The sequence below is a fragment of the Rhodococcus sp. NyZ502 genome (genome assembly GCF_041464245.1).
Taxonomy (GTDB): Bacteria; Actinomycetota; Actinomycetes; order Mycobacteriales; family Mycobacteriaceae; genus Rhodococcus_F; species Rhodococcus_F qingshengii.
On record NZ_CP167155.1, the window covers coordinates 1,655,719 to 1,681,262 of the forward strand.

The 25,544-nt window shown below is 62.3% G+C and carries 27 protein-coding genes; 15 read left to right on the top strand and 12 right to left on the bottom strand.

The window, feature by feature from the left end:
• Nucleotides 1-77: 77 nt before the first annotated feature.
• Nucleotides 78-1,100 (top strand): alpha/beta hydrolase, encoded by a 1,023-nt coding sequence (locus tag ACBG85_RS07830; protein WP_083058865.1) that lies wholly within the window; start codon nt 78-80, stop codon nt 1,098-1,100.
• Nucleotides 1,101-1,105: 5 nt separating this feature from the next.
• Here ACBG85_RS07830 and ramB read toward each other — a convergent pair whose 3' ends face one another.
• The 4 genes from ramB to ACBG85_RS07850 form a co-directional block, all read right to left on the bottom strand.
• Nucleotides 1,106-2,518: an acetate metabolism transcriptional regulator RamB gene (gene ramB, locus ACBG85_RS07835; protein WP_003941547.1), complete on the bottom strand. Its 1,413-nt coding sequence runs from the start codon at nt 2,516-2,518 to the stop codon at nt 1,106-1,108.
• A 125-nt stretch (nt 2,519-2,643) separates the two neighbouring features.
• Nucleotides 2,644-3,903 (bottom strand): formamidase, encoded by a 1,260-nt coding sequence (fmdA, locus tag ACBG85_RS07840; protein WP_042923284.1) that lies wholly within the window; start codon nt 3,901-3,903, stop codon nt 2,644-2,646.
• 94 nt (nt 3,904-3,997) lie between these two features.
• On the bottom strand, nt 3,998-4,285 hold the full coding sequence (locus tag ACBG85_RS07845) for an FmdB family zinc ribbon protein (protein ID WP_037129638.1): 288 nt from the start codon (nt 4,283-4,285) through the stop codon (nt 3,998-4,000).
• A 79-nt stretch (nt 4,286-4,364) separates the two neighbouring features.
• Nucleotides 4,365-4,988: a serine/threonine protein kinase gene (locus ACBG85_RS07850; RefSeq protein ID WP_223304378.1), complete on the bottom strand. Its 624-nt coding sequence runs from the start codon at nt 4,986-4,988 to the stop codon at nt 4,365-4,367.
• Between the two features lie 504 nt (nt 4,989-5,492).
• Between ACBG85_RS07850 and aceA the strand changes: the two genes are divergently transcribed.
• From aceA to ACBG85_RS07870, 4 genes are all read left to right on the top strand, one after another.
• Nucleotides 5,493-6,782 (top strand): isocitrate lyase, encoded by a 1,290-nt coding sequence (gene aceA / locus ACBG85_RS07855; RefSeq protein ID WP_003941533.1) that lies wholly within the window; start codon nt 5,493-5,495, stop codon nt 6,780-6,782.
• Between the two features lie 184 nt (nt 6,783-6,966).
• Entirely contained in the window at nt 6,967-7,863 is an 897-nt protein-coding gene (locus ACBG85_RS07860; protein ID WP_003941541.1) for a 3-hydroxybutyryl-CoA dehydrogenase, read from the top strand.
• 91 nt (nt 7,864-7,954) lie between these two features.
• The gene (gene metE / locus ACBG85_RS07865) at nt 7,955-10,261 is read left to right on the top strand and encodes a 5-methyltetrahydropteroyltriglutamate--homocysteine S-methyltransferase (protein ID WP_372026816.1); all 2,307 of its coding nucleotides are present in this window, start codon (nt 7,955-7,957) and stop codon (nt 10,259-10,261) included.
• A 72-nt stretch (nt 10,262-10,333) separates the two neighbouring features.
• On the top strand, nt 10,334-11,374 hold the full coding sequence (locus tag ACBG85_RS07870; protein WP_372026818.1) for an NAD(P)-dependent alcohol dehydrogenase: 1,041 nt from the start codon (nt 10,334-10,336) through the stop codon (nt 11,372-11,374).
• 37 nt (nt 11,375-11,411) lie between these two features.
• Here ACBG85_RS07870 and ACBG85_RS07875 read toward each other — a convergent pair whose 3' ends face one another.
• Both ACBG85_RS07875 and ACBG85_RS07880 read right to left on the bottom strand, forming a co-directional pair.
• Nucleotides 11,412-12,206 carry an RNA polymerase sigma factor SigF gene (locus tag ACBG85_RS07875; protein ID WP_003941515.1) on the bottom strand — a complete coding sequence of 265 codons (795 nt, stop codon included), beginning with the start codon at nt 12,204-12,206 and terminating at the stop codon, nt 11,412-11,414.
• Nucleotides 12,203-12,634, bottom strand: coding sequence for an ATP-binding protein (locus ACBG85_RS07880; protein WP_003941553.1), 432 nt, complete (start codon nt 12,632-12,634; stop codon nt 12,203-12,205). The genes ACBG85_RS07875 and ACBG85_RS07880 overlap by 4 nt, the downstream gene beginning before the upstream one ends.
• A gap of 391 nt (nt 12,635-13,025) precedes the next feature.
• Here ACBG85_RS07880 and ACBG85_RS07885 point away from each other — a divergent pair, with 391 nt between their 5' ends.
• Nucleotides 13,026-13,469, top strand: coding sequence for an STAS domain-containing protein (locus tag ACBG85_RS07885; protein WP_283841979.1), 444 nt, complete (start codon nt 13,026-13,028; stop codon nt 13,467-13,469).
• 68 nt (nt 13,470-13,537) lie between these two features.
• Here ACBG85_RS07885 and ACBG85_RS07890 read toward each other — a convergent pair whose 3' ends face one another.
• Nucleotides 13,538-14,806, bottom strand: a complete 1,269-nt coding sequence (locus tag ACBG85_RS07890) for a glycosyltransferase (RefSeq protein ID WP_003941555.1) — start codon at nt 14,804-14,806, stop codon at nt 13,538-13,540.
• Nucleotides 14,807-14,926: 120 nt separating this feature from the next.
• Between ACBG85_RS07890 and ACBG85_RS07895 the strand changes: the two genes are divergently transcribed.
• Entirely contained in the window at nt 14,927-15,340 is a 414-nt protein-coding gene (locus tag ACBG85_RS07895) for a DUF6292 family protein (RefSeq protein ID WP_063314786.1), read from the top strand.
• A 22-nt stretch (nt 15,341-15,362) separates the two neighbouring features.
• On the opposite strand, the gene ACBG85_RS07900 is transcribed toward ACBG85_RS07895, so the two are convergent.
• Entirely contained in the window at nt 15,363-15,932 is a 570-nt protein-coding gene (locus ACBG85_RS07900) for a DUF2231 domain-containing protein (RefSeq protein ID WP_372026823.1), read from the bottom strand.
• A gap of 114 nt (nt 15,933-16,046) precedes the next feature.
• Between ACBG85_RS07900 and ACBG85_RS07905 the strand changes: the two genes are divergently transcribed.
• The gene (locus ACBG85_RS07905; RefSeq protein WP_039973486.1) at nt 16,047-16,268 is read left to right on the top strand and encodes a hypothetical protein; all 222 of its coding nucleotides are present in this window, start codon (nt 16,047-16,049) and stop codon (nt 16,266-16,268) included.
• 16 nt (nt 16,269-16,284) lie between these two features.
• On the opposite strand, the gene ACBG85_RS07910 is transcribed toward ACBG85_RS07905, so the two are convergent.
• Together ACBG85_RS07910 and ACBG85_RS07915 are read right to left on the bottom strand one after the other, a co-directional pair.
• Nucleotides 16,285-17,139 carry a polyphosphate kinase 2 family protein gene (locus ACBG85_RS07910; RefSeq protein ID WP_054827968.1) on the bottom strand — a complete coding sequence of 285 codons (855 nt, stop codon included), beginning with the start codon at nt 17,137-17,139 and terminating at the stop codon, nt 16,285-16,287.
• Between the two features lie 57 nt (nt 17,140-17,196).
• Entirely contained in the window at nt 17,197-17,931 is a 735-nt protein-coding gene (locus ACBG85_RS07915; protein WP_003941527.1) for a TetR/AcrR family transcriptional regulator, read from the bottom strand.
• A 170-nt stretch (nt 17,932-18,101) separates the two neighbouring features.
• Between ACBG85_RS07915 and ACBG85_RS07920 the strand changes: the two genes are divergently transcribed.
• From ACBG85_RS07920 to ACBG85_RS07940, 5 genes are all read left to right on the top strand, one after another.
• Nucleotides 18,102-19,382, top strand: coding sequence for a DUF445 domain-containing protein (locus ACBG85_RS07920; protein WP_020968906.1), 1,281 nt, complete (start codon nt 18,102-18,104; stop codon nt 19,380-19,382).
• Between the two features lie 103 nt (nt 19,383-19,485).
• Nucleotides 19,486-19,992, top strand: coding sequence for a helix-turn-helix domain-containing protein (locus ACBG85_RS07925; RefSeq protein WP_003941483.1), 507 nt, complete (start codon nt 19,486-19,488; stop codon nt 19,990-19,992).
• Nucleotides 19,985-20,812, top strand: a complete 828-nt coding sequence (locus tag ACBG85_RS07930) for a heparin-binding hemagglutinin (RefSeq protein WP_003941552.1) — start codon at nt 19,985-19,987, stop codon at nt 20,810-20,812. The genes ACBG85_RS07925 and ACBG85_RS07930 overlap by 8 nt, the downstream gene beginning before the upstream one ends.
• Nucleotides 20,813-20,907: 95 nt before the next feature.
• The gene (locus ACBG85_RS07935; RefSeq protein WP_003941505.1) at nt 20,908-21,204 is read left to right on the top strand and encodes a DUF2516 family protein; all 297 of its coding nucleotides are present in this window, start codon (nt 20,908-20,910) and stop codon (nt 21,202-21,204) included.
• Between the two features lie 168 nt (nt 21,205-21,372).
• Nucleotides 21,373-22,404, top strand: a complete 1,032-nt coding sequence (locus ACBG85_RS07940) for an alpha/beta fold hydrolase (protein ID WP_021333908.1) — start codon at nt 21,373-21,375, stop codon at nt 22,402-22,404.
• 12 nt (nt 22,405-22,416) lie between these two features.
• Here the strand turns inward: ACBG85_RS07940 and purU are convergent, their stop codons facing one another.
• Complete coding sequence (gene purU / locus ACBG85_RS07945) at nt 22,417-23,304, bottom strand: formyltetrahydrofolate deformylase (protein ID WP_003941509.1); 888 nt, start codon at nt 23,302-23,304, stop codon at nt 22,417-22,419.
• Between the two features lie 64 nt (nt 23,305-23,368).
• Between purU and deoC the strand changes: the two genes are divergently transcribed.
• Nucleotides 23,369-24,034, top strand: coding sequence for a deoxyribose-phosphate aldolase (gene deoC, locus ACBG85_RS07950; RefSeq protein WP_047268935.1), 666 nt, complete (start codon nt 23,369-23,371; stop codon nt 24,032-24,034).
• Here deoC and ACBG85_RS07955 read toward each other — a convergent pair.
• Nucleotides 24,031-24,801 carry a DUF2993 domain-containing protein gene (locus tag ACBG85_RS07955; RefSeq protein WP_007735358.1) on the bottom strand — a complete coding sequence of 257 codons (771 nt, stop codon included), beginning with the start codon at nt 24,799-24,801 and terminating at the stop codon, nt 24,031-24,033. The genes deoC and ACBG85_RS07955 overlap by 4 nt on opposite strands.
• A 127-nt stretch (nt 24,802-24,928) precedes the next feature.
• Between ACBG85_RS07955 and ACBG85_RS07960 the strand changes: the two genes are divergently transcribed.
• The gene (locus ACBG85_RS07960; protein ID WP_003941523.1) at nt 24,929-25,507 is read left to right on the top strand and encodes a hypothetical protein; all 579 of its coding nucleotides are present in this window, start codon (nt 24,929-24,931) and stop codon (nt 25,505-25,507) included.
• Nucleotides 25,508-25,544 lie beyond the last annotated feature (37 nt).

The following is a 25,544-nucleotide window of genomic DNA, read 5'->3' on the forward strand; positions in this document are numbered from 1 at the left end:
GGGTGCGTTGCCAGGGAATTCTCAACTAGTCCTTTTGATCTAGCCTGGGTGAATCCGATCCGACCCCAGGAGTTGTTGTGCGCGCGTCTTCCCCCGACAGACGGCGAAGGCGCATTGTCGGAACCGCGGCGGTATTCGTCGTCATTCTGCTGTCCGGGGTAACCGCGGCACTCGTCAGTCCGTGGCCAGGAGTTCTCGTCGTACGGTGGATGTCAGCGGGTGGCTCCGAAGCGACACACGCACAACTCGACAGACATGCACCATCAGGAATCGTCTCGGTCCTCGATCAGTCGTACCGCGAAGGCGACGACGATGCACAACTCGACGTCTACTACCCGTCGGAGTCCACTTCGGCGCTACCGACGGTGGTCTGGGTGCACGGCGGCGGCTGGATAGCGGGTTCGAAAACCGACACCGACGGTTACTACAAACTACTGGCCGATCAAGGGTTCACTGTGATTTCGGTGGACTATTCACTGGGGCCGGACGCGTATTACCCCACCGCAGTGAATCAGCTTAACGACGCGTATCGATTCATCGTGAGCAATGCGGACAGGTTGCATGTCGATTCGAACAACCTCTTCCTTGCCGGAGATTCGGCAGGCGCGCAGTTGTCCAGTCAGTTGGCGACCGTCATGACCAGCCCTGACTACGCGTCGGAAATGGGTGTGGAGCCGGCATTACGTCCCGAGCAGATACGCGGAGTTGTCCTCGACTGTGGGGTCTACGATCTGAAACCGTTGCTGTCACAGGGGAAGTACCTCGGTTGGGGCGTCGACAAGCAATCGCTGTGGGGATACCTCGGAACAAGAGACTTCGACGGGTCGACTGCAGTGGGTCAGATGTCGACACTCGGGCACGTCACCTCGACCTTTCCATCGACGTTCATCACCGGCGGAAACATCGACCCGCTGACTGCCAGCCAGTCGAAACCCATGGCAGAACGGCTCGCCGATCTGGGCGTCGAGGTAGATGCACTGTTCTACCCGGACGATCACGAGCCTGCACTCGACCACGAATATCAGTTCGACCTCGACACCGTGGACGGGATGATCGCGTTCGATCGCACAGTCGCGTTCCTGCGCGACCACGTGCGTTAGCGCGGTCAGCGAATCACGTACGGCGAAATCGAACTCCGGTGCTCGCTGATGTCGAGGTCTTTACCCAACGGAGGGAAGGCACGCTGCGGACAATTGAGGCGTTCGCAGACACGGCAGCCCGAGCCGATCGGCGTTCCCGGATTCGACTCGTCCAGATCCAGACCGTCGCTGTAGACGAGTCGGTGGGCGTGTCGAATCTCGCATCCCAATCCGATGGCGAAGATCTTTGCGGGCTGTCCGTATCGAGCCGCTCGACGTTCGACCGTGCGCGCAACCCAGAGGTATCGACGACCGTCGGGCATCTGCGCGATCTGAGGCATGATCTTGCCCGGATACGAGAACGTCTCGTAGACGTTCCACAGCGGGCACGTACCGCCGCTGGTAGAGAAGTGGAATCCGGTGGCGGACTGACGCTTCGACATGTTTCCGGCACGATCGACACGCACGAACATGAACGGAACCCCGCGAAGTTTGGGGCGCTGCAGGGTCGAGAGGCGGTGGCAGATCGTCTCGTAGCTCGCGGAATAGAAGGCAGACATACGCTCGATGTCGTACCGGAAGTCCTCGGCAACCTCGTGAAACTGGCTGTAGGGCAGCACGGTGGCCGCGGCGAAATAGTTGGCCAAACCAAGCTTCGCCAGGGAAACCGACGCTTCGCTGGTGAAGTTGCCCTCGGCCACCAACGAGTCGAGCAGGTCGCCATGCTCGAGGTATGCGAGTTCTGTCGCGAACTTGAAGACCTGTTGCCCGCCGGAGAGGCGTGCGGAAATTTCCAGGACCCTGGTGTCCGGGTCGTAGCGATGAAGTATGTTCTCGCCCAAGTCGACTCGTCGAACGATCTGCACGTCATGGACGGACTCGAGGCGTCTGGCGATCTCGCCGGCGACGTCGCCACGGTGAAAGCGCATCCGGGCCGTGAGTTCTTCGGCTGCGGTGTCGAGATCGTGGATGTAGTTCTGTCGCTGATAGAAGTAGTCGCGCACTTCCTCGTGCGGCATGGTGATCGAACCGCTGCCGCTGCCGTCCGAGAAACGGTCCTCCGTAGCTGCGGCGAGCTGGGCCGTCGTGTTGCGGAAGCGGCGATGCATGTTCACCATCGCCTTGGCCAGGCCCGGGTGGGTGGAGACCATCTCCGCGATTTCGTGGGCGTCGGCGTCGATACCCATCTCCTGATCGAGGGCAACTTCACGCATTTCCGCGATCAGGCGTGTGTCGTCCTGCGGGGAGAAGAAGGTGGTGTCGACACCGAAGACTTCACTGATTCGCAGGAGAACCGGCACGGTGAGTGGCCGGACGTCGTGCTCGATCTGATTGAGATAGCTTGCCGAGATCTCGAGCGTCTTGGCCAGCGAAGCCTGACTCAACCCGCGCTCGGTCCGCAGTTGGCGGAGCCGGACACCGACAAAGGTTTTCGACATTTTCCCAGGATACGAGTGACAGTCCGGCTTCGCAAAGGTGGGTTCGCAGTCTTCGCACAGGGGCTCCGCCCCCGTGAGTGGTTGAGGAGCCTCGGCACTCCCTAACCACTCACGGGGCCGGAGGCCTAGACCCTGTTCTCCGAACGCGGGGCGCCGATTCCGGGATCGATCTGGAACGGCCCGCTCGACGAGGGTGCAAGGGGGAAGTCGAAGATCGCAGTCGGGAGATAGACCGTCGAACACGAGTTGGGGATATCCACGACACCCGACAGGCGGCCCTCGATCGGCGCCGCGCCGAGTAGCAGGTACGCCTGCTCTGGCGCGTACCCGAACTTGGTCAGATACTCGATCGCATGCAGGCACGCACGCTGGTAGGACAGATGTGAATCCAGGTACTTCTGTTCGCCGTCCAACGTGACGGAAGTGCCCGAGAACGCAAGCCACTCGGAATACTGCGGATCCGTGTTGCCCGGCATGAAGATGGCGTTCTCGGAAACGCCGTAGGTATCCATTCCGCCCTTGATGATGTCCACACGAAGATCGATGAAGCCGCCCATCTCGATGGCACCGCAGAAAGTGATCTCTCCGTCGCCCTGGGAGAAGTGAAGATCGCCGACCGACAGATTCGCACCGTCCACGAATACCGGATAGAAGATTCGGCTGCCCTTGGTGAGGTTCTTGATGTCCTGGTTTCCACCGTTCTCGCGAGGGGGAGCGGTGCGCGCCGCCTCGCCGGCCACGCGTGTGTACTCGTCACCGGTCAAGGTTCCCAGTACTGCATCGCGGGGCTCGGGCGGAAGTGCAAGCGGGGGAACCCGATTGGGATCGGTGGCAATGAGGGCGCCCTCGCGGGCATTCCACTTGGCGAGCAAGGCTGCCGACGGAGCCGTGCCCATGAGTCCCGGGTGGACGATGCCCGTGAACGAGACGTGCGGAATGTGACGCGACGTCGCCGTTTGGCCGGAGAAATCCCAGACGGCTTTGTACGCATCGGGGAACTGTTCGGTGAGGAAGCCGCCGCCGTTGTTCCGAGGGAAGATGCCCGTGTACCCCCAGCCTTGGCCGGCCAACGGACCCGAATCTTCTTGGGGGATAGGCCCGATATCCAAGATGTCGACGATCAAGAGGTCGCCGGGCTTCGCGCCTTCGACGGCAAAGGGGCCGGACAGCGTGTGGACCGTGGTCAGTGGTGCATTGAGAATGTCGTCGGCCGAGTCGTCGTTGTGTATTGCGCCGTCGAACCATTCGCGGCAATGGACACGAAACGCATCACCGGGTTTCACTGTCACCGCCGCTGGGATGTCCGGGTGCCACCGATTGTGGCCGACGATTGCCTGGTCGGTGAATTTCTTGGCGGAATCGAGTGGAAACAGCAGTTCAGGCATATGCACTCCTCATTCTCGAAGAAACGGAAAACTCGTGGCGGCAGGACTTTCGTGTCGGATCGGGCCTCATGGCGAGGACGCGCGGTGAGGACGCTCAGGGGCGAGGTAGCTTGCGGTGCAACGGATTGGACGTCGTCGGGGCAGATTGCCGGCCGCGGCCGGGTAGCGACCCACTGACCACGGCAGGCTCGTGAGCCGATCGAGCAGTGCTGTCCAGTAGACCCATCGCGGCCGACGACGCGTGACTCAACCGGGGAGACGAGACCACCCGCTTGGACTCGAGACTGCACTGGGGGCAAGTAATCGACTGGGGCACTTCGGCCATCGCGAACGACCGCTCGAGCGGGCCGCAGCCGGTACAGCGAAACTCGTACAGAGGCATGCGGTCACGCTATCGGAGGATCCGTAAGTGCGACACTGGAACGACACGCACCGGGTTGCCGATGCCGCAATTGCGCCCGTCAGCGCAAGTACACAACCGCGTTGTCTCCGCCGGTACAGGTGACGATGCCGGAGGTCACCTTGCATGCCATCGTGTACTCCTTGCCGGTCACCGGACTACGTGCGGACACGGTGCTGGATGCACCGGTTGCACCGGAGTTCCCGTAGGCGATCCGAACCGCCTCGGCAAACTCACATGAAGTTTTGCCCCCACTTGTCGCGGACTCCTTGTAACTTCCGGCCGGCTGCCCGCCGGGGCAGGCGGACGCACCGGCCGGGAAGTTCGCGGCGCGTGTGGTCGTCGGGGATGTCGTGCTGGGAGCGGTTGTCGTGGTGCCGGGTGTGTTCGCGGCGCTGATGGTGGTGTGGGCGGCGCCACCGGCGGCCGAGTTGGGGACGTCCTTCGGCCAGAGGACCCAGGCAAGCCCGCCGAAGAGAGCCAACACAGTGATGACTCCGATTACGGATACCGGAATCACCCAGCCGGGCCGACGCGGCGGCGGATTTCCACGTGGCGGTGCAGGCGGGAATCCCTGGGGCGGGGGATACGACTGCGGCGCGGCTCGGTAGCCCAACTGCGGCGGCTGTGGACCGGATTGCGACCATGCCTGGTTGTTCGGTGGCCGCTGATAGTTGTCCGGCACCGCTTTATCGCCCGGTCGGGGGCGTCGAACGACAAGTCATGGTTCGACAGCATATGGCCGGCGAATGGGTTGTCTGTGGCTTTCTGACGGGTAGATCCCTGGAATCGCCCGAGCGAAGGCTGTTGCCGAGGAGTGATTGCGGTCACTCGCGGGTAGTGAAGTTGGCTCCGAAGTAGCGGACAGGCCTGTTCCGAGTGGCGTGCGAACTGCCGGAATTCGCAAGCGGCAGAGTTGAGTGCATTTCGTTCACAGCCTGCGGTTTCTTTCCTACTCGCCAGTACGGAACCTGTCCGATTGGGTAGTACCAGCCGCGTAGGAATCTTCACAGACTTAGCAAAGTGTGTTGAAAAGGTAGCGAAGATTGGCATTAGCAACAGGTAGACGGCACTTTTTCGATGTGCCATTCTCGGTAAGTACACAAGAAGGGCCTGGCAAGTATGTGAAGTAGTACGCACGTACTGCTCACAACAGGCCGGACCAGCAGATCAAAGAGATGGAGTCTTGATGTCGACCACCGGCACCCCGAAGACCGCAGCTGAGCTCCAGCAGGATTGGGACACCAACCCTCGCTGGAAGGGCGTTACTCGTAACTACACGGCCGATCAGGTCGTCAAGCTCCAGGGCACCGTCGTCGAGGAGCAGACCCTCGCTCGTCGCGGATCCGAGATCCTGTGGGATCTCGTGAACAACGAGGACTACATCAACTCCCTCGGTGCACTTACCGGCAACATGGCTGTGCAGCAGGTTCGCGCCGGCCTGAAGGCCATCTACCTCTCCGGTTGGCAGGTTGCCGGCGATGCGAACCTCTCGGGCCACACGTACCCGGACCAGAGCCTCTACCCGGCCAACTCGGTTCCGACCGTCGTCCGTCGCATCAACAACGCACTGCTGCGCGCCGACGAGATCGCCAAGACCGAGGGTGACACCTCCGTCAGCAACTGGCTCGCTCCGATCGTTGCCGACGCCGAAGCCGGCTTCGGTGGCGCTCTCAACGCTTACGAGCTGCAGAAGGCCATGATCGGCGCCGGCGCTGCCGGTGTCCACTGGGAGGATCAGCTCGCTTCGGAGAAGAAGTGCGGCCACCTCGGCGGCAAGGTGCTCATCCCCACGCAGCAGCACATCCGCACCCTGACCTCGGCTCGCCTGGCTTCCGACGTCGCGGACGTTCCGTCCGTCATCATCGCCCGCACCGACGCTGAGGCCGCAACCCTCATCACCTCCGACGTGGACGAGCGTGACCGCCCGTTCCTCGACGGAACCCGCACGGCTGAAGGCTTCTACGGCGTCAAGAACGGCATCGAGCCCTGCATCGCTCGCGCCAAGGCTTACGCACCGTACGCAGACCTCATCTGGATGGAGACCGGCGTGCCGGATCTCGAGGTTGCAAAGAAGTTCGCCGAGTCCGTTCGCAGCGAATTCCCGGACCAGCTCCTGGCCTACAACTGCTCCCCTTCCTTCAACTGGAAGGCGCACCTGGACGACGCGACCATCGCGAAGTTCCAGAAGGAGCTCGGCGCAATGGGCTTCAAGTTCCAGTTCATCACGCTGGCCGGCTTCCACTCGCTCAACTACGGCATGTTCGACCTTGCCTACGGCTACGCCCGCGAAGGCATGACGGCATTCGTCGACCTGCAGGAGCGCGAGTTCAAGGCTGCCGAAGAGCGTGGCTTCACCGCCATCAAGCACCAGCGTGAGGTTGGCGCCGGCTACTTCGACACCATCGCCACCACCGTTGACCCCAACACCTCGACGGCAGCTCTCAAGGGCTCCACCGAAGAGGGACAGTTCCACTAAGAACTGACTTCGGGTGGGGGAGAGGCTCGGCTTCGGGTCTCTCCCCTGCTTGTATCACCGCACTACTTTCTCTCGTCTTCAAGGCAGTTCCGATTGCGTCGGCCACCAGCGTCGACGCAGTTCGAAGTGCTTGTTTTGCAACACCTTCACCAGACAAACTCCACGAGACAAACAAGGAGCTGACGTGACCAGCGAAAAAATTCAGCGCGTCGGCGTTATCGGCGCCGGAATCATGGGTGCCGGAATCGCCGAGGTGTGCGCCCGCGCACATGTCGATGTTCTGGTCTTCGAGCAGACTCGCGAGCTTGCAGCAGCCGGGCGTTCACGCATCCTGCGTTCGCTCGACCGCGGCGTGAGCAGCGGAAAGATCACAGAACGTGAGCGTGAGCAGGCCGCATGGCGTCTGCGTTTCACCTCCGATCTGGGAGATTTCGCGGACCGCCAGCTCGTCGTGGAGGCCGTCGTCGAAGACGAGAAGATCAAGAGCGAAATCTTCGCCGAGCTCGACGCGGTCGTGACGGACCCGGATGCGGTTCTCGCGTCCAACACGTCGTCGATCCCGATCATGAAGCTCGGCATCTCGACCAAGCGTCCCGAGCGAGTCATCGGCATGCACTTCTTCAACCCGGTTCCGGTTCTGCCGCTCGTCGAATTGGTGACGACGCTCAAGACCAGTGCCTCCGTCTCGCAGCGCGCCGAGGCTTTTGCCAGCGACATCCTCGGCAAGCAGGTCGTCCGCAGTGCCGACCGCTCCGGCTTCGTCGTCAACGCACTCCTGGTGCCGTACCTGCTCTCGGCGATCCGCATGGTCGAGTCGGGCTTCGCGACCAAGGAAGACATCGACAAGGCAACGGTTCTCGGCCTCGCGCACCCTATGGGTCCGCTGGCTCTGACGGACCTGGTCGGACTCGACACCGTCAAGTCCATCGCCGACTCCATGTACGAAGAGTTCAAGGAGCCGCTGTACTCCGCTCCGCCGTTGCTCCTGCGTATGGTCGAAGCAGGCTTGACCGGCAAGAAGTCCGGCGCGGGCTTCTACGAGTACGCCGACAACGGTCGCTCCACCAAGCAGGCAAGCTAAGGCCCAACGCCCCTGTGCGCCTTTCTGGTAGTTCCGGCTACCACAAAGGCGCACAGGGCGCTCGCGCCCCTCGGTTAGAAAGGTCGACCGCATGTCCAGCAGCACTGCAGCATTCGGCTCCAGCGTCCTGGGGTATCCGCGCATCGGGCCGCGCCGTGAGCTCAAGCGCGCCCTCGAGTCCTACTGGCACGGCACTTCGGACAAGGACGCACTTCTCGCGGTCGCCAAGGAACTCCAGGAATCGACCTGGAGCGAATTGGCTGCGACGGGATTGAGCCAGGTTCCCGGCAACACCTTCTCCTTCTACGATCACGTGCTCGACAATGCGCTGCTCTTCGGCGCAGTGCCGGAGCGGTTCAAGCCGCTCGAGGGCGCCCTCGAGCCGCTCGATTTCTACTTCACGATGGCCCGCGGCCGCCCGGACTTCCCGCCTCTCGAGCTGGTGCGCTTCTTCGGTACGAACTACTACTACCGTCAGCCCGAGATCGACGCGAACACAGTGTTCTCGCTCAACTCGGATGCACTTCTCGACGAGTTCGAACGTGCGAAGGCGCGCGGCATCGAATTGCGCCCCGTCATCATGGGGCCCGTCTCGCTGCTTCTGCTTTCGAAGGTCGGACCTGCCACCGAGAAGTCCGATCCGAACTTCACCCCGCTCGACCTGTTGGACGCGCTCCTGCCCGAGTACGAGAAGCTCTTCGAGCAGCTCGCCAAGGCCGGTGCGACCTGTGTTCAGTTGGACGAGCCTTCGGTCACCGAGGACCGCACCCCCGAGGAGCTAGCCGCTCTGGGACGTGCGTACGAGAAGCTTTCGACGGCCCCGCTGCGCCCGCGCCTGTTGGTGACGGGTCCGTACGGCAAGTTCGGCGAAGCCTTCAACATCTTGGCGCCCACCAAGATCGAAGCCTTCGGTCTGGACCTGGTGCACGGCAAGATCACGGCCGAGGAACTGGCCGCGGTGCCGAACATCAAGCGCAAGCGCATCTACGCGGGCGTCGTCGACGGTCGCAACGTCTGGCGCGTCGACAGGTTCAACACCTTGACGTACCTGAACGAACTCAAAGACGTTGTGCCTGACCTCGTCGTCTCCACGTCGTCGTCGCTGCTGCACGTGCCGTACGACGTGCTCTCCGAGTACGACATTCCGGGAGACGTCGCAGACCGTCTGGCTTTTGCGAAGCAGAAGGTCGGCGAAGTCGTCTCACTGGCGAAGGCGCTCACCGAAGGTCCTTCGGACAAGTGGCGTAAGCGTCCGACGAAGGTGCACTTCAAGCTCAAGCACGCTGTCCGTGCTCGGGTGAACGCGATCAAGCCCGAAGATCGTGTGCGTGCACCGTACGAGGAGCGTCGTAAGGCTCAGCAGGAACGGTTGAATCTGCCGTTGGTGCCGGCCCAGACACTGGGTTCGTTCCCGCAGACCGACGCGATTCGCCAGGCTCGTTACGAACTCGGCCAGGGGCGTTTGGAGTGGGACGACTACTACAAGCGCATCCAGGAAGAGATCGAGCGCACAATCCGTCTGCAAGAGGACATCGGTCTCGATGTTTTCGTGCACGGCGAGCACGAGCGCAACGACATGGTCCAGTACTTCGCCGAACTGCTCGAGGGCTATGCCTTCACGCACAACGGTTGGGTTCAGGCCTACGGATCTCGGTGCACGCGTCCGCCGATTCTCTACGGCGACATCGCACGTCCGAAGCCGATGACGGTCGAGTGGATTGCGTACGCGCAGTCGCTGACCGACAAGCCGGTCAAGGGCATGCTGACGGGTCCGGTCACCATGATCGCCCGTTCGTTCGTTCGCCAGGATCAGCCGCTCTACGAAACGGCAGAGCAACTGGCACTTGTCATTCGAGACGAAATCGCGGATCTCGAAGCTGCCGGAATCGCCATCATCCAGGTGGACGAACCGGCAATTCGTGAACTGCTGCCACTGCGTGAGGACGGCCGGGAGGCCTACCTGGAGTGGGCCGTCGACGCGTTCCGTCTGGCAACAGGTGGAGCGAAGCCGGAAACACAGATCCACACACATTTGACGTACTCCGCTCGGTCGTCGGTGGTCGACGCCATCGAACGGTTGGACGCCGATGTGACGGCTATCGTCGCGACCCGCTCCATCACGTGGGTTCTCGAAGCACTCAAGGAAGGCGCGCTCACGCACGGCGTCGGCCCCGGTGTCTACGAATCTCGCTCGGCTCGGATTCCCGACATCGACGAACTCGACGAATTGCTCACTGAGGCAAGCGAATCGATCTCTCTCGATCGCTTGTGGGCAAACCCGGACGGCGGCCTCAAGACCCGCCATCCGTGGCAACTCGAGCCTTCGCTGCGCAATATGGTTGCGGCCGCGAGGCGCCTGCGTCGTCGGGCCGAGCAAGCCGAGCGCGACGCCGGGTAAGTCACGTAAAGAACAAGTCATGGAGGGGCCTGCGAGTTGCAGGTCCCTCCATGCACGGGTAGGCATGTGTGCATGGTTACTGCTGCTGCTTATGCCGCGACGTCCGCTGACGGTCCCCTCGAGAAGACCACTGTCGAACGCCGCGAGCTCGGTCCACTGGACATTCTCATCGACATCAAATTTGCCGGCATCTGCCATTCCGACATCCACACCGCTCGCAACGAGTGGGGCGGAGCCAAGTACCCGATCGTCCCCGGACACGAAATCGCCGGCGTCGTCGCCGCCGTGGGGTCCGATGTCACCAAGCACAAGGTCGGCGACCGCGTGGGCGTCGGCTGCTTCGTCGACTCGTGCGGGGAGTGCGACGCCTGCACCGCCGGTGAAGAGCAGTACTGCCGCAAGGGTGTGACGGGTACGTACAACGCCACCGGCCGCGACGGCGAGCGCACTCAGGGTGGCTACTCGACGCACATCGTCGTCACCGAGCACTTCGTGCTCTCGATCCCGGAGGGCATCGAACTCGACGTTGCAGCGCCGCTCCTGTGCGCGGGCATCACCTTGTACTCACCGCTGCGGCACTGGAATGCCGGCCCCGGCAAGAAGGTCGCCCTCATCGGGTTCGGCGGCCTCGGTCACGTCGGTGTGAAGATCGCCAAGGCGCTCGGCGCGGAAGTCACCGTCCTGAGCCAGACGCTCGGCAAGAAGGAAGACGGCCTTCGTCTCGGTGCCGATCACTACTACGCGACCAACGACCGTGAGACGTTCAAGGCTCTTCGTGGCGAGTTCGACCTGATCCTCAACACGGTCTCGGTCAACCTCGACATCGACGCCTACATGTCCTTGCTCGCCATCAACGGCACTCTCGTCGAACTCGGCCTGCCCGAGAAGCCGATCGAAGTTCGAGCATTCTCGCTCGCCGCAAACCGTCGTAGCCTCGCCGGCTCCATGGTCGGCGGTATCCCGCAGACACAGGAGATGCTCGACTTCTGCGCCGAGCACGGCATCGGCGCAGAAATCGAACTGATCCCGGCGAGCGACATCAACGACGCTTACGAGCGCGTGATCAAGAGCGACGTCCGATACCGATTCGTGATCGACACCGCAACGATCTGACCCGCCCGGTCCTGCTCAGTCGAATTGTTCGCGGAGCTCAGTCGAGTTGCTCGCGAAGATTACTCAATGTCTTCGCGAGCAACCTCGACACGTGCATCTGGGACACACCGACTTTCTCGGCGATCTGTGTCTGCGTCAGATTTCCGAAGAATCTGAGCATCAACACCGTCCGCTCTCGCTCGGGCAGCTTGTCGAGAAGCGGACGCAACGCCTCGTGATTCTCGACGTTCTCGAGAGCTGCGTCGTAGTCACCGAGTGTCTCCACGAGCGGGAGATCGTCGGTGTGATTGGACGCGGCACCGTCGACCGAGACCGTCTGATACGCGTTGCCGGCGATCAAGGCCTGGGCAACTTCTTCGCGTTCGATCCCCAACGTCTCGGCCAACTCGTCGACGGTCGGCGCGTGCCCGAGCTGTTGTGACAGCTCGCTGATGGCCTGCCCGAGTTGGAAGTGCAACTCCTTCATCCGGCGGGGAACCCGCAATGCCCAACCGGTGTCGCGGAAGTGTCGTCGAACCTCGCCCATGACGGTGGGAACTGCGAACGAGACGAAATCGGATCCGCGCGTGGAATCGAAACGGTCGACGGCGTTGACCAGACCGAGACGCGCCACCTGAACCAGATCGTCGTGTGCCTCGCCACGACCGTCGAATCGTCTGGCGATGTGCTCGGCCAACGGTAGGCATCTGGTGATGAGTGCAGTGCGCACTCGTTCGTACTCCGGGCTGTGGGGCTCGAGGGTCCGCAGTTCCTCGAAAACTGGTATTACGTCCCGATATTCGTCGGTGGACCGCCGACGCGGGCGTGACGGGCCGTCTGCGGAAGCGGTCACAGGCGCCCGCTGAGGGCCTTGGTGAACTTCATGGTGGTGATGTAGCCGACGCCGCCGAGGTTCTCTTCCTGGTCGAGCGAAATCGAATCGGTGAGTTCGGTGAGGATGTGCCACCCGAACGAACGCTGACTGCTGTCCTCGTACTCCGTGGTCGTCGTGGACACGGACACGTGCAATTGCGGCGGCGTGAAGACGAACCGACACACCAGAACCGAATCAGGCGCAGCGCGAACGATCAGATGCGTACAGATTTCGTCCATGGCCAGTTTGATGTCGGCGATGGCGTCGAGGTCGAAGTTTTCCTGAATGGCAACGGTGGCGGCCAGTGCACGCAAAATCGACAGCTGATCGAGAGTCGCTTGAATCCTCAACTCCACAACTGGCTGAGTCTGATCCTGATCGGGCTCGAGTGCGCTGAGGTGTGCCATAAGTTCTCCGGATCGTCGTACCAGGGGTCGCGGTGAAGTCTGGTGCCGAGAACGATACCCATCCCGACCTTCACAGTGACCCCCGAACACGAAATTTGGTCGATGGTGGTGCCGGGGTAAACGACACGATTCTGCTCACGACCGTTGGCGATCGCAACATCGGATTACCTCGCGGAACCGCAGACCAAACCACATTTTTGTTCGGAACACCGAAACGAATGGTCGCAACGCACTTGTGACGTCCGTCATGCTGGCGTACTGTTTCAAACCGAGGTTGAGCACACAGCCGATGAGGGATTTATCCGTATTTCTGGAGACCCGTTCATCGTGCGTCTCCTTCGGAGGTCCCTTCTCTTTTGCAGAGTGTAAACCGTTGCGGGATGGGAGAACCATGACTGTTGTTCCAGGATCATCTATTTCAGGCTTTACGAACGCGGCGAAGGGATCGGTAGACTACGGACCTCCCGCGACCGGGACAGCGACCGCATCGTTTCACGCGCACCGTATCAGTGCACACACCGCTGTGATCAAAGTTCGTGGTGAGATCGATCTGATGAGCGCCAATGCTTTTCGTGACTTCTTGACGTACCACGTGGCCGCGGACCGGACGCTGGTCGTCGATCTATCCGAACTCGAATTCATGGGGACGTGCGGCTTGTCCGTACTGTCGATCCTGTCGACGCGATCACGCGACGTGGGCGGCACACTCGCGCTCGTCTGCGCCCGCCCGGTGCAAAGGTTGCTCAAAGCAGCTGGTCAGGAGTCGATGTTTGCCTGCTACGAGTCGCTCGATCATGCAATCGGACTCGAAGAGACCCGACGTTTTCCCGCTTGACCACGCAGTTTCAGTCCAAGCTTCGTGAAATCACCTTCGTGAATTCAGTTTCGCAGAGCCCGTCAGCGTCAGTGCACTTCACTTCGGTGAGTGCCCTTGTGTTGGCGGGCTCTCGGCGGTGCTGTGACGCAGCGGCCGTAGGTGCGGACCACTTCGGTGGCGACGTGATCCCACGAATACGATTCGCACGCTCGGGCCCGGCTCTGCCGTGCAAACGCCGCGCCTTCGTCCTCGTCGTCGAGAAGATGGCGGACTGCGCGAGCGGTTTCCACCGGGTTGTTGACCGGGACCCGACGCCCGGTGAGTCCGTCGATCACCGTATCCCGCAGTCCGCCAACAGGAGTCGCGACTACGGGAACTCCGCACGCCATTGCTTCCAGTGCCGCGATTCCGAACGGTTCGTATCGAGGGGTGCACACGAGGGCGTCGGCCGATCGCATCAGTTTCGGTAGTTGGCGGTGCGGAACCCGTCCCAACAATTGGACGCGATCTGCGACGCCGAGGCGCTCGGCGAGCTTGACCAAGCGGATCGCCACTTCGTCGGTGCTCAGTTGCGCGACGGGTGGCCCGCCGATCACCACCAACTCCGTATCCGGTAGCGAAGCCAGCGCGGCGACGGCAACATCGAAGCCCTTCTGCTCCACCAGTCTTCCGACGCAGATCAATCGATGCGGTGCGGTTTTCTTCGCGGCGGGTCCCTCCGGGGTGAATGCTTCGGTGTCCACGCCCGAGGGCACCATCGTGGTCCGTGATCGTGGTGATCCCTGCCGGACCAGATCGAAGATTTCGTCCGAACTGGTCGCGATGACATGGGTTGCGCCCCTGGCGATCAACGGTTCCAGGTGAGTCCGCTCCGAGGGGCTGTCGTCGGCTGCTCCGAGGTGGCGGTGCGCCGCAGATCCCAGGGAATGGAATGTCTGAAGTACGGGGATGCCGAGCGATCGGGTCGCGAGTTCCGTTGCCACACCGGACATCCAGAAGTGCGAGTGCACCACATCGGGTCGGTCGGTACTCCACTGAGCGCGCAGAATGCTGGCAAAGGTTCCCAGGTGAGGGAGGATGTCGGCATCCGGAAGAGCCTGCGTCGGGCCGGCCTCGAGATAGTCGACGGAGTACCCGGCGCGGGCGCGAACGCGGTCCGGCCCACCGACGTGGGCACGCCTGGTGAAGACGGTGACGTCGTGTCCGGCACGAACCAAGGCGGCAGACAGTTCGTCGACGTGCAGGTTCTGTGCACCGGCTGCCGAGCAGCCCACCGGTGCGAGTGGATCGGCGTTCACCGACACCATGGAGATCTTCAGCATTCGTCCGGGAGCCATAGCGGGCGAGTACTTCATCGGGTCCCCTCTCCACTTGATCGGTTCGTCTGGGGATACCCGGAGTCCGTGATCTGAACCGGGTTTCGACGCGGTCAGCGCTGGGCACATTCCAAACACGATGGCGAGGAGTGAGGTTCGATGACAGAACAAATGCTGGTCGACGCAACCGTCGGACTCGGGTTCGAGCGGTACGTACAACGGGTGGCGGTCGGTGTGGGGGCCGGCATCGAGCAGTGGTGTTGCAGGCGCGAGCACCCTCTGGAGGCTTACATCGCATTGGACCGAACTGTGCCGCGTTTCCCCGGGCGCGAGGTGGCTTTGCTGTGGGAGGAGACGTGCGGTTGGGCCCTGGCCGTGGAGACCAGATCAGGGGAGGACCTCATCGTTCTCGGATATCTGGGCGAACACGCAGTGCCGACCCCGGACGCCGTCGCCGATTTTGCCGCGACACTGGGCGCGCGCAGCCCACACTGGGTCATGAACAGACCATTGGCGGATTCGGACGAGACCGCGCGAGAACTGCGGAGCTACTCCGGAAGTGCTTACGCCTGAACAGTATCGAGGTCCGATCGGCTCAGTTGACTACATCCAGGATGGGATCGAGAACCGGAGTCGCTGCAGCCTCGACGGCCGGATCGTCCATGAGCTTGAAAACGATGTGACCACCGAGCGCGCCACCGACACCGACCGCGGTGAGCCCCAGCACCGACAGCACTCGCGCCAGCGCGAGTGAGTCCTTTCCGCGTAGCCTGTACGACGCCGCAAAAGACCAGATCCCCACTGCATTCGACGCCGCGTGCACCAGCCCCACTCGGCGTGCGACGTCGCCACGTTCGGACCAGTCCAGCCATCCCGTCAGCAAAGCCGGCGGAGTCGAAACCAATCCGAGCCCGATCAGCCGTCGTGCAGTCTGCGGATCGCCTAGAACATCGAGGATCAACGAAGCCGTCCACGCGCCCGCGGGAATGGTCACGAGGGCAGGATGGATGGGATGCCCGACGGCGGCGCCGCGGAGAAGTGCGGCGACAGTGCGCGATCGGTCGGATCGCTCCGTGATCTCGAGGATTCTGCGCCTGAGGCCAGTGGACGGACCGTCCAGTCCGCGAGCGGATTCGATTCCGCGATAAAGAGTTCCGATGTCCATGTAATTCGGCTACCCGGCGTAGACGTCGGGAAACCTCGAGGCGGCAGTGTCTTGTCGAACGTCATGCTCCGGCGTACGGTCGAAACGAAAGAGATCCGACCGGAGGAGCGAACGATGAAGCTCAATCTCTTTGCAGCGTGGGCGTCGTATTTCCTGGTGCTGGCCACAGTGGTCTGCCTCGGCAGTTTTCTGGTGGCGGCAGGTTCAGGCCAGGGTGGTTGGGCATTGATCGCCGGCCTCGCCGGCGTCGCGTGCATCGGCCTCGCGGTAGCCCTGTACGCCAGTACTGTGCGTCACGACCACAAAGTGCACCGCGAATCCCCACACCTGTTCTGATCAGGCCTGCTTCTGATCAAGACTGTGCGAGTCGTGCCTTCTCCGCCTCGATGTCGAAGTCGGCAGGGGGCCAGTCGAGATCGAGCTTTTCCAAAGCGTCGATCAGTAGCTCCGTGACCGCAATGCGGCTGTACCACTTCCGATCACACGGCACGACGTACCACGGCGCGTGCTCGGTCGACGTCTTGTCGAGCATTGCCTGATACGCCTGTTGATATGCAGGCCACAAACCGCGTTCGGTCACGTCGCCGGGGTTGTACTTCCAATACTTGTCCGGGCGGTCGAGACGTTCTTCGAGTCGCTTCTTCTGCTCGTCGAGCGAGACGAACATCGCGACTTTCACGATAGTGGTTCCGGCGTCGACGAGTTCCTTTTCGAACTGGTTGATCTCGTCGTAGCGCTTGCTCCAGACATCCTCCGGGACAAGATCGTGGACGCGCACTACCAGGACGTCCTCGTAGTGGGAGCGATCGAACACACCGAGATAGCCGCCGCGGGGGAGTTCCTTCTTGATCCGCCAAAGGTAGTGATGTTGCTTTTCCTCTTCGGTCGGGACGCCGAAGGCCGCGTGCTGAACTCCCGAAGGATCCACGTGACCGATCACGTGTCGGACCATGCCGCCCTTGCCTGCGGTGTCCATTCCTTGCAGAACCAGCAGGACTGAACGACTGTCCCCTGACCGGCCGTTGGCGTACAGCAACTCCTGCAGGTCGGACAGAACCGCGCCGCGCTCCTCGAGCAGACGTTCGCCGTCAGCTTTGTTTCCGGTGAATCCCGGAGTGCTGTTGCGATCGAGTTGATCGAGTTCGAACCCGGGCTCCGCCCGCAGGGTCTTGGCGGCCGGTGTTTCCCACAGCGAGTCTTGTGCCATGCCGAAAGAGTGCCACAGGATCGCGCCCGGCGGCTCGAAAGTTCGGTCTCGGGCGAGTCAGTCCTCGGCAGGCTTGACGAGGGGATGCGGAACCGACTTGAACTTGGCCGGTGATCCGTTGACCGCCGCTATGCCGGTGATGCCGCCCCACGTCATCATCGTGAGGTAGTCGATCAGCGATTCCGCGGACATCGACTTGTTGGAGATCCACCAGTGCGTCGCGAGCTGAATTCCGCCGACGATCCCGAACGCCCACGGCAGCGAACCGCCGGAATCCATCTCCATCTCGCGAAGACGATTGCCCAACACCGTGGAGAGCAATTCGGCGATCATGCGCTCGGAATCGGCAACGACGTCGCGGTTGGCGCCGGCGCCGTTGGCCATGACGTAGAGGTAGATGTCGGGGTCGGATGCCACCGTCTCGACGTATGCGGTGATGCTCGCCTGGGTGAGTTCGAAATCGTCGAGATCGCCACTGATCGCTTCGTAGATACGCGGCGACAGGATGGTCTCGACGTACCGCATCATCGTGGCGGTCGTGAGGTCGCTCTTGTCGGCGAAGTATCGGTAGAGCACGGTCTTGGAGACACCGATCTCGGACGCGATCTCGTCCATGCCGATCTCACGGCCGCGCGCGCGGATGGCGGCGATGGTGCCGTCGACGAGTTCCTCGCGGCGAGCGATCTTGTGCTCACGCCAACGACGCTTCCGACCGTCGGATTTCTCGGGCTTCGCATCAGCAACGACTGGGCCGTCTACCTGCTCGTTGTCCTGCACGGCATTCTTGGCCACGAGTCATCTCATATCTGTGGTGCGAGCCACGTCCGATCGGTCTACTTTCCGGTCCAGCTTAATGTCCGCGCCTTTATCTCGGGCACTCACATCCGCAGTTCGGGGGATTAGGTCCTGCAGAATCGGACTTCGTGTCGCTCGCGCTACGCCGCGTCACACCTTTCGGCACAATGGCGAGGGTGCAGCAACTGAGCCTCTCCGCCTTCGACGACGCCGCCAAGCGTCGGGACCTTCGCAAGATGAAGGTCTTCGCTACTGGCCTTCTGGGCTTCGCGACGGTGGTCTACATCTTCTGCCGGTGGCAGGAATCCCGCGGCGCCGGAGAGTGGGTCGGGTACGTCCGGGCCGCGTCCGAGGCGGGCATGGTCGGCGCGCTTGCCGACTGGTTTGCCGTCACCGCGCTCTTCCGTCATCCGATGGGCCTTCCCATCCCGCACACTGCCATCATCAAGCGTAAGAAAGACCAGCTCGGAGCCAGCCTGAGCTCATTCGTCGGTCAAAACTTCCTGGCTCCCGAGGTTGTGTCGGCCAAGGTGCAGCAGGCGCAGATTCCGCTGCGGCTCGGCACGTGGATGGCCGAACCTGCCAACGCCGCTCGCGTCGCCGCCGAGACGTCGACGGTCTTGCGCGGCATGGTCGAGGTTCTTCGCGACGAGGACATCGCCCAGATCATCGACAACACGATCGTGAAGCGTCTGGCCGAGCCCATGTGGGGACCGCCGATCGGCCGAGTGCTCGGTGAACTTCTCAAGGACAACAAGCAACTGCCGATCATCGAATTGCTTGCCGAGCGGGCGCATCAGTGGGCTCTCGGCAGCCAGGAGACGATCGATCGTGTGATCGTTCGCGATTCGCCCGCGTGGTCGCCGAAGTTCGTCGACGCCATGCTGGGGGAGAAGATATACAAGGAACTCGTCGAGTTCACCTGGAAGGTCCGTTCCAACCCCGAACACGAGGTACGCCTCGCCGCCAACCGCTTCCTGATCGACTTCGCCGATGATCTGCAGAACGACCCGGAGACCATCAAGAAGGCCGAGGGGATCAAGGCCGAGATCATGGGTCGCGAGGAAGTGACGGGTCTGGCGTCGTCGACATGGCAGGTTGCCAAGCGGCTCATCATGGAGTCCGTCGACGATCCGAACAGCACCCTGCGGACCAAGGTCGCCGAGAACGTCGCCGGCTTCGGAGTCAGGCTGCGTGACGACGAGTCCATGCGTGAGAAGGTCGACGGCTGGCTGGTGCAGGGCACCAAGTACATCGCGGAGAACTACACCGACGAGATCACTGGAGTCATCAGTGACACCGTCGAGCGGTGGGACGCCGACGAAGCGAGCCAGAAGATCGAGTTGCAGGTCGGTCGAGATCTTCAGTTCATCCGTATCAACGGCACCGTTGTGGGCTCGATCGCCGGACTGCTGATCTACACGATTTCGACGCTCATCTTCGGCTGAGCTGTCCGGTATGTGACGTCCACCACGAGTGCTAGCAGTAGTGCTTGCAATAGTTAGCACCCTCTCCTATCCTGGGAAATGTCCACTGGAAAGGGAGGACGCAATGCCAGCGAAGTCGACGAACTCCGATGACGGAGATCGTGAATCATCCGGTGCCGCAGCCGGAGCAAGCGACTTGGCAGCTCGCGTCGTCAGCTCTGCGGCACACGACATCGGGGGGTTCATTCGTGCACAGCGGGAAGCCGCCCAAGTTTCGATGCGCCAACTCGCTCAACTCGCCGGCGTCAGCAATCCGTATCTGAGTCAGATCGAACGCGGATTGCGCAAACCGTCGGCGGACGTACTGGCGCAAATCGCCAAGGGCCTTCGAGTCTCATCAGAAGTGCTGTACGTCCAAGCGGGATATCTCGAGCAACGCCCGCACAGTCCCATCAGGGACGCGGTGTTGGCCGAGACGGCCATCAACGAACGGCAGAAGCAAGTACTGCTCGAAATCTACGACTCGTTCTGTCGCGAGAACGAGTCGTCAAGACCAGCCGCAGCGCCCGATTTCGCTGAATCGGCCGCAATTCCAGACACCGAGACTTCACTAGGAGAACAAGATGACTGACAAGAACGCCATCGACAGCGTCAAGACCTCGCTCTACGCCGCCGTCGGCGCAGGCGACCTGGTTGTCCAGGCCGTGGCCGATGTAGTTGCTCAGGTTCGTGAGCGCGCCGAGAACACCCAGGGCGATGTCAACGGCCGTGTCGACGGTGCTCGCGAGAAGCTCGCTTCCGTCCAGGGTGACGTTGCCGAGAGCGTCGATGCGCTGCGCGAGCGTCTCGCCGGCCTGCCGTCCGAGCTGCCCGAAGAGCTTGCCGAGCTGCGCGAGAAGTTCTCACCCGAGGAACTCCGCAAGGTCGCCGAGGCATACCTCAAGGTTGCCGGAGATCTGTACAACTCCCTCGCAGAACGTGGCGAAGACGCAGTCGAGCGCATCCGCAAGCAGCCCGCAGTCGAAGAAGGCATCGCTGCTGCAGAGTCGGCACTCGGCGACGCCGTCGAGCTGACCGAAGACGCACTCGGAACCGTTGCTCGTCAGACGCGCGCCGTGGGCGAGCAGGCTGCCAAGCTGGCCGGCCGCGCTGCCGGACGCATCTCCGACACCGCAGAAGAGGTCGGCGAGAAGATCTCTGACGCCGGTGAGAAGATCGCCGACGCAGGCGACGAGGCTGCACTGAAGGTCCTCGACCTCGGTGACCAGGCTGACGAGGCTTCCAAGGAAGCTGCCGCTCGCGTGACCGCTGCTGCTTCCGACGTCCAGGAGCGCGCGACCACCGCCGCGAAGAAGGCCGCTCCGGCCAAGGCTGCACCCGCCAAGGCTGCTCCGGCCAAGGCCACCGCACCGGCTCCGGCCAAGAAGGCTGCTCCGGCCAAGAAGGCCTGATTTGCCCAGCTCCACCTGACGAAGGCTCCCGCGCTCAGCCGAGTGTGGGAGCCTTCGTGTTCGTCGGGAACCGGATGAGAACTTAGGATGTAGTTGTGACTCAAGTCGATGGGCTAGTCGGTCTGATCTTTCTCGCACTCAAAGTGCTCGCATTGGTGGGTGCTGTCTACGCGATCGTTCATGCCGTCAGGCAGCGTCCTGACGCTTTCACCGCGGTCAACAAATTGACCAAGCCGATCTGGCTGGGAATTCTGATCGTCGCGGCGTTGATCCTCTTGGCGACGTCCCCTGTCGGGCTCCTGGGCATCATCGCGGTCGTTGCAGTGTGCGTGTATCTCGTCGACGTTCGCCCGCGGGTGGACGACATTCAGCACGGCGGTTCTCGCTGGTAGTTTGCCGCACTCCCGCTCATTCCGAGCCGTGGTTCCCGGCTCATGGTGTGCTGCCCCACTCTTCTCTCCAACGCTGACAACGGGCGTTGTTCGAGTGATAGTGTCGGTTAACGGCAGTCACACATAGATTGCATCCGTCTGTCGTCAGCAGCAGTCAGGGGTAAATGCATGTCCAGTCGTTCGCGCACCACAGAGCTTCGAGTACTGGCAGGCGCCGTCGGAGTGGGAGCACTCGTCGCGGCCGTCGCTGGGATCCGTCATCGGCGATCCACGCGAGGGTTGACTCTGTCGAGCGACGTCGAGCCCAATGCACTCCTGAAGACTCCGACGCTCAAAGCTGACATCAGCGAACTGACCACCGACGACGGTGCGATCATCAATGTCCGGGCTTACGGTCCCGTCGACGGCGATCCGATCGTTCTCAGTCACGGCTGGACGTGCTCCACCGAATTCTGGTACCCGCAGGTCAATGCGCTTGCCGGCGAATATCGCGTCATCACCTACGATCAGCGCGGTCATGGCCGCAGCACCGTCGGCAATCTTCCGCTCGGCCCGGACGTCCTTGCCGACGATCTCTCTGCAGTGCTGGCGGCCACGGTTCGCGAGGACAAGAAGGCCGTCATCGTCGGTCACAGCATGGGCGGGATGAGTATCATCGCCTGGGCGGGTCGTCACCCCGACGAGGTCAAGAAGTACGCGTCGGCGGTCATGCTCGCGAGCACCGCGAGCGAAAGGTTGATCGCCGAGACCACGGTCATCCCACTGCCTAATCGATTCCCTCGCGTGCCGGTCCCCGTGGGCCGCGCCATCCTCAGTTCGCCCGTTCCGTTCGTCTCCTCGGGCGCCATGACGAAGGCGATCCAGTACGTCTCGATGTCACCGAACGCGACCAAGGCCGAGATTCAGTTCTGCGAGAACATCGTTCGTGAGTGCAAGCCCCGCATCCGTGGAGGTTGGGGAGCAGCGCTGAGCACCCTCGACATTCACGAGGGACTCGACAATCTCGAAGTGCCGACCACCGTGCTCGTCGGTTCGCTCGATCGGCTCACTCCGCCGGTCCATGCGCGCAAGCTTGCGCAAGTCCTCGACGACGCCGGCAACCTCGAACGGTTGATCGTGTTGCCGGGCGTCGGTCACATGTCGTCGATCGAGAACATCGACGAGTTCGACAAGGAAATCGTGCGACTGCGCAATCTCTAGCGCAACGCAGCTCTAGCTGAAGACGACCGTCTTGCGCCCGTGGACCAGCACACGATCCTCGAGGTGCCAGCGCAGTCCGCGGGAGAGCACGAGCTTTTCGATGTCTCGACCCTGGCGGACCATGTCGGCGACATCGTCGGCGTGGTCCACACGGATCACGTCCTGCTCGATGATCGGACCGGCATCGAGTTCGGCGGTCACGTAGTGGCAGGTGGCGCCGATCAACTTCACGCCGCGGGCGAACGCCTGGTGATAGGGGCGGGCACCGATGAACGACGGCAAGAAGCTGTGGTGGATGTTGATCGCGCGCCCGGCCCAGTGCTCGCACAGTGATTCGGGCAGCACCTGCATGAATCGGGCAAGAACCACGGCGTCGGGATTGTGAGCGTCGACCAGGGCGCGGACCTTCTCGAAGGACGGTCCCCGTTCTGCCGGGTCCTTGGCGAACGGAACATGGTGGAAGTCGATCCCGTGGCGCTCGGTGACACTGCGCAGATCTTCGTGGTTTCCGATGACGGCGCTGATTTCTGCGGGGAGTTCCCCGCCCGCGGCGCGGCCAAGGAGGTCATGCAAGCAGTGACCTTCCTTGCTCACGAGCAACACGATCTTCTTGGGTGCGCCGGAGTCGTGAAGAGTCCACTCGGTTTCCGGACCGATCTCGGCCGCAACAGCTTTGAACCGTTCACGAAGCTCGTCGATGCTCATGCTCACCGACGATGCACGGACCGCCTGACGCGTGAAGAACCATCCGGTGTCGGCATCGGCGTGGTATGCAGCCTCCACGATCCATCCACCGACGTCGGTGAGAAAGGTCGAGATGCGTGCGACGATGCCCGTGGTGTCGGGGCAGCCGAGGGACAGAACATAGCGACGATCATCGATCGATGGTGCAGCGGTCATGCGGCCTAGTCTCTCAGGTGCGGCTGCAGCGACGGTCGCGTGGTGGTGTGCCAAGCTTTCCAACATGTCTGAAGCTGCACTCACTCGTTCCCAGGTTGCCGCGATGGTGGACCACACTCTCCTCAAACCCGAAGCCACCGCGGCCGATGTGACCGCCCTGATCGACGAAGCACGCAGCCTCGGTGTGCTGGCTGTCTGTGTCTCGCCGTCGATGTTGCCGATTCGCGCCGAGGGACTTGTGACGGCGGCCGTCGTCGGATTCCCGTCGGGGAAGCATCATTCGCTGGTCAAGGGTGCTGAAGCGCGACTGGCCGTCGATCAAGGCGCAGCCGAGATCGACATGGTCATCGACGTAGGAGCGGCGGTCGCCGGCGACTACAGCGCGGTGTTGGCCGATATCCTCACCGTCCGCGAGGCGATGGGGGAGAGTGCGATCCTCAAAGTGATACTCGAAACCGCAGCGCTGTCCGACGAGGCCATCGTCGAATGTTGCCGCGCAGCTGTGCGTGCCGGGGCGAACTTCGTCAAGACCTCCACCGGCTTCCACCCCGCGGGTGGAGCGACGGTCGAGGCCGTCGCACTGATGGCGCAGACGGTTGGCCCGGGCGTGGGAGTCAAGGCCAGTGGCGGAATACGTACGACGCAGGCAGCGCTCGACATGATCGCGGCCGGCGCCACCCGCCTCGGACTATCCGGAAGTCGAGCAGTATTGGACGGTCTGGCCGACTAGGTCAGCAGGCCGCAGCTGTCCGGAACCGCCGAGGTGTTCTGGTTGTTCGCGTCGGCGACGGGCATGGCGTAAGCGCCGCCCTCCAACGAGATCTGGATAGCGTCGTCGGTGACGGTCAGCTTCGTGGGCTTCATGTCCAGCGGGTAGGTCTGCAGGCTGTCGGTGAGTGTCTGGACGATGCCGTCGACCAGATCGGTCGGCAGACCCAATCCGAGAATCTCGGCGCCGACGGTCTGGACGTCGACCACACCGTTGGTGACGGTGGGCTTGACCGTGAGCTTCGCGAGCCCGACCGGACCGACGTCGAACGCGAGTGTTCCGGCGCTCGAGTCGGCGGTGACGCCGGAGACGAGCCCGCCGAAGGTCTGCTCCTGCAAGGTGGCGAGAATGCCTGCGGTAGACCAGGTGACGTCGGCGCTGGAGCTGCCGATGGTGCCGCTGTTGCCCGCCGAGGGCTGCAAGTTGATGTCGTTCACCTTCGCGTGAACCTGCATTCCCGTTGCGGGGCCGAACGAAGAGTCGTCACTGTCGATGCTGATGTACGGCACCTTCTTGTCGACTGCCTGCAGGAGTACGGGCTTCCAGCTCAACCCGACGTCGACCTGGGATCCCAGTTCGCTCTGGAACTGATCGGCCATGCAAGTCTTCACCTGGTTGCGTACGTACAGTTCTCCACCGACGAGCGCCGCGACGAGTACGGCGATCACCACGAGAAGGATGATGAGCACTCGGTTGCGCGGACGAGGGTTGTTCGCTGCGACAGTCATTCGCCAGATTCTTCCCGACGAGTCTGAACGAACTCTGTGAATACGCACTTCCTCATTCCTGTGATGCGCGACACACTCGCCCGTAGTCTGTTCGAAACGGCGTTTTCGACGGTCACCGGAGGTGGTCATGGCTTCGGACTACGAATCACTCGAGCTGCTGGCGCTGCGACAGTGCGGATTTGTCACGGCTCTCCAGGCATCCGAACTGGGTTTCGGTCTGGCGTTGATGGAAGAAATGACGGAATCCGGAACATGGACATGTGAGTGTCGCGGACTTTTTCGCCTCGAACGCGTCAGACATACCGCCTTGGACGAGTTCGCGAAGTGGTGCACGTGGTTCGCCGGTAGCGCCACCGTCTCGCACTACAGTGCCGCAGATCTGCATGGCCTCGGGCACCTGCAACCTCGCTTCATTCACCTCTCCGTTGCGCACCCTCTCGCGGCGCCGACCCGCCAGGTAGCACTGCACCGACTGCCGCTCGCGGACGACGAGTGTGAACAGATCGGGCCCATCCGCATCACCACGCCTTTGCGTACCGTGCACGACCTCGCTTCCGGTGGAATTTCTCAAGTCCTGCTCAACGAAGTAGTCGCCGATGCGGTCGCGATAGGTCGACTGGACGCGCACGAGCTGTATCTCTCGTGTGAGAACGCAAGCGTCGACGTTGCTGTTCGGGTCGAGTTGGCTCTGGCCGCAAGCCTGTAGCCGAGAGAGATCTTCGAGGCTCCTGCGACCTTCTGGC

What these genes read in the sequence shown, in the direction of transcription:
- ramB (WP_003941547.1), bottom strand. Translation starts at nt 2,518, where the DNA reads ATGTCGAAAACCTTTGTCGGTGTCCGGCTCCGCCAACTGCGGACCGAG.
- fmdA (WP_042923284.1), bottom strand. Translation starts at nt 3,903, where the DNA reads ATGCCTGAACTGCTGTTTCCACTCGATTCCGCCAAGAAATTCACCGAC.
- ACBG85_RS07845 (WP_037129638.1), bottom strand. Translation starts at nt 4,285, where the DNA reads ATGCCTCTGTACGAGTTTCGCTGTACCGGCTGCGGCCCGCTCGAGCGG.
- aceA (WP_003941533.1), top strand. Translation starts at nt 5,493, where the DNA reads ATGTCGACCACCGGCACCCCGAAGACCGCAGCTGAGCTCCAGCAGGAT.
- metE (WP_372026816.1), top strand. Translation starts at nt 7,955, where the DNA reads ATGTCCAGCAGCACTGCAGCATTCGGCTCCAGCGTCCTGGGGTATCCG.
- ACBG85_RS07870 (WP_372026818.1), top strand. Translation starts at nt 10,334, where the DNA reads ATGGTTACTGCTGCTGCTTATGCCGCGACGTCCGCTGACGGTCCCCTC.
- ACBG85_RS07880 (WP_003941553.1), bottom strand. Translation starts at nt 12,634, where the DNA reads ATGGCACACCTCAGCGCACTCGAGCCCGATCAGGATCAGACTCAGCCA.
- ACBG85_RS07885 (WP_283841979.1), top strand. Translation starts at nt 13,026, where the DNA reads ATGACTGTTGTTCCAGGATCATCTATTTCAGGCTTTACGAACGCGGCG.
- ACBG85_RS07890 (WP_003941555.1), bottom strand. Translation starts at nt 14,806, where the DNA reads ATGAAGTACTCGCCCGCTATGGCTCCCGGACGAATGCTGAAGATCTCC.
- ACBG85_RS07895 (WP_063314786.1), top strand. Translation starts at nt 14,927, where the DNA reads ATGACAGAACAAATGCTGGTCGACGCAACCGTCGGACTCGGGTTCGAG.
- ACBG85_RS07900 (WP_372026823.1), bottom strand. Translation starts at nt 15,932, where the DNA reads ATGGACATCGGAACTCTTTATCGCGGAATCGAATCCGCTCGCGGACTG.
- ACBG85_RS07905 (WP_039973486.1), top strand. Translation starts at nt 16,047, where the DNA reads ATGAAGCTCAATCTCTTTGCAGCGTGGGCGTCGTATTTCCTGGTGCTG.
- ACBG85_RS07910 (WP_054827968.1), bottom strand. Translation starts at nt 17,139, where the DNA reads ATGGCACAAGACTCGCTGTGGGAAACACCGGCCGCCAAGACCCTGCGG.
- ACBG85_RS07920 (WP_020968906.1), top strand. Translation starts at nt 18,102, where the DNA reads ATGGCGAGGGTGCAGCAACTGAGCCTCTCCGCCTTCGACGACGCCGCC.
- ACBG85_RS07925 (WP_003941483.1), top strand. Translation starts at nt 19,486, where the DNA reads ATGCCAGCGAAGTCGACGAACTCCGATGACGGAGATCGTGAATCATCC.
- ACBG85_RS07930 (WP_003941552.1), top strand. Translation starts at nt 19,985, where the DNA reads ATGACTGACAAGAACGCCATCGACAGCGTCAAGACCTCGCTCTACGCC.
- ACBG85_RS07940 (WP_021333908.1), top strand. Translation starts at nt 21,373, where the DNA reads ATGTCCAGTCGTTCGCGCACCACAGAGCTTCGAGTACTGGCAGGCGCC.
- purU (WP_003941509.1), bottom strand. Translation starts at nt 23,304, where the DNA reads ATGACCGCTGCACCATCGATCGATGATCGTCGCTATGTTCTGTCCCTC.
- deoC (WP_047268935.1), top strand. Translation starts at nt 23,369, where the DNA reads ATGTCTGAAGCTGCACTCACTCGTTCCCAGGTTGCCGCGATGGTGGAC.
- ACBG85_RS07955 (WP_007735358.1), bottom strand. Translation starts at nt 24,801, where the DNA reads ATGACTGTCGCAGCGAACAACCCTCGTCCGCGCAACCGAGTGCTCATC.
- ACBG85_RS07960 (WP_003941523.1), top strand. Translation starts at nt 24,929, where the DNA reads ATGGCTTCGGACTACGAATCACTCGAGCTGCTGGCGCTGCGACAGTGC.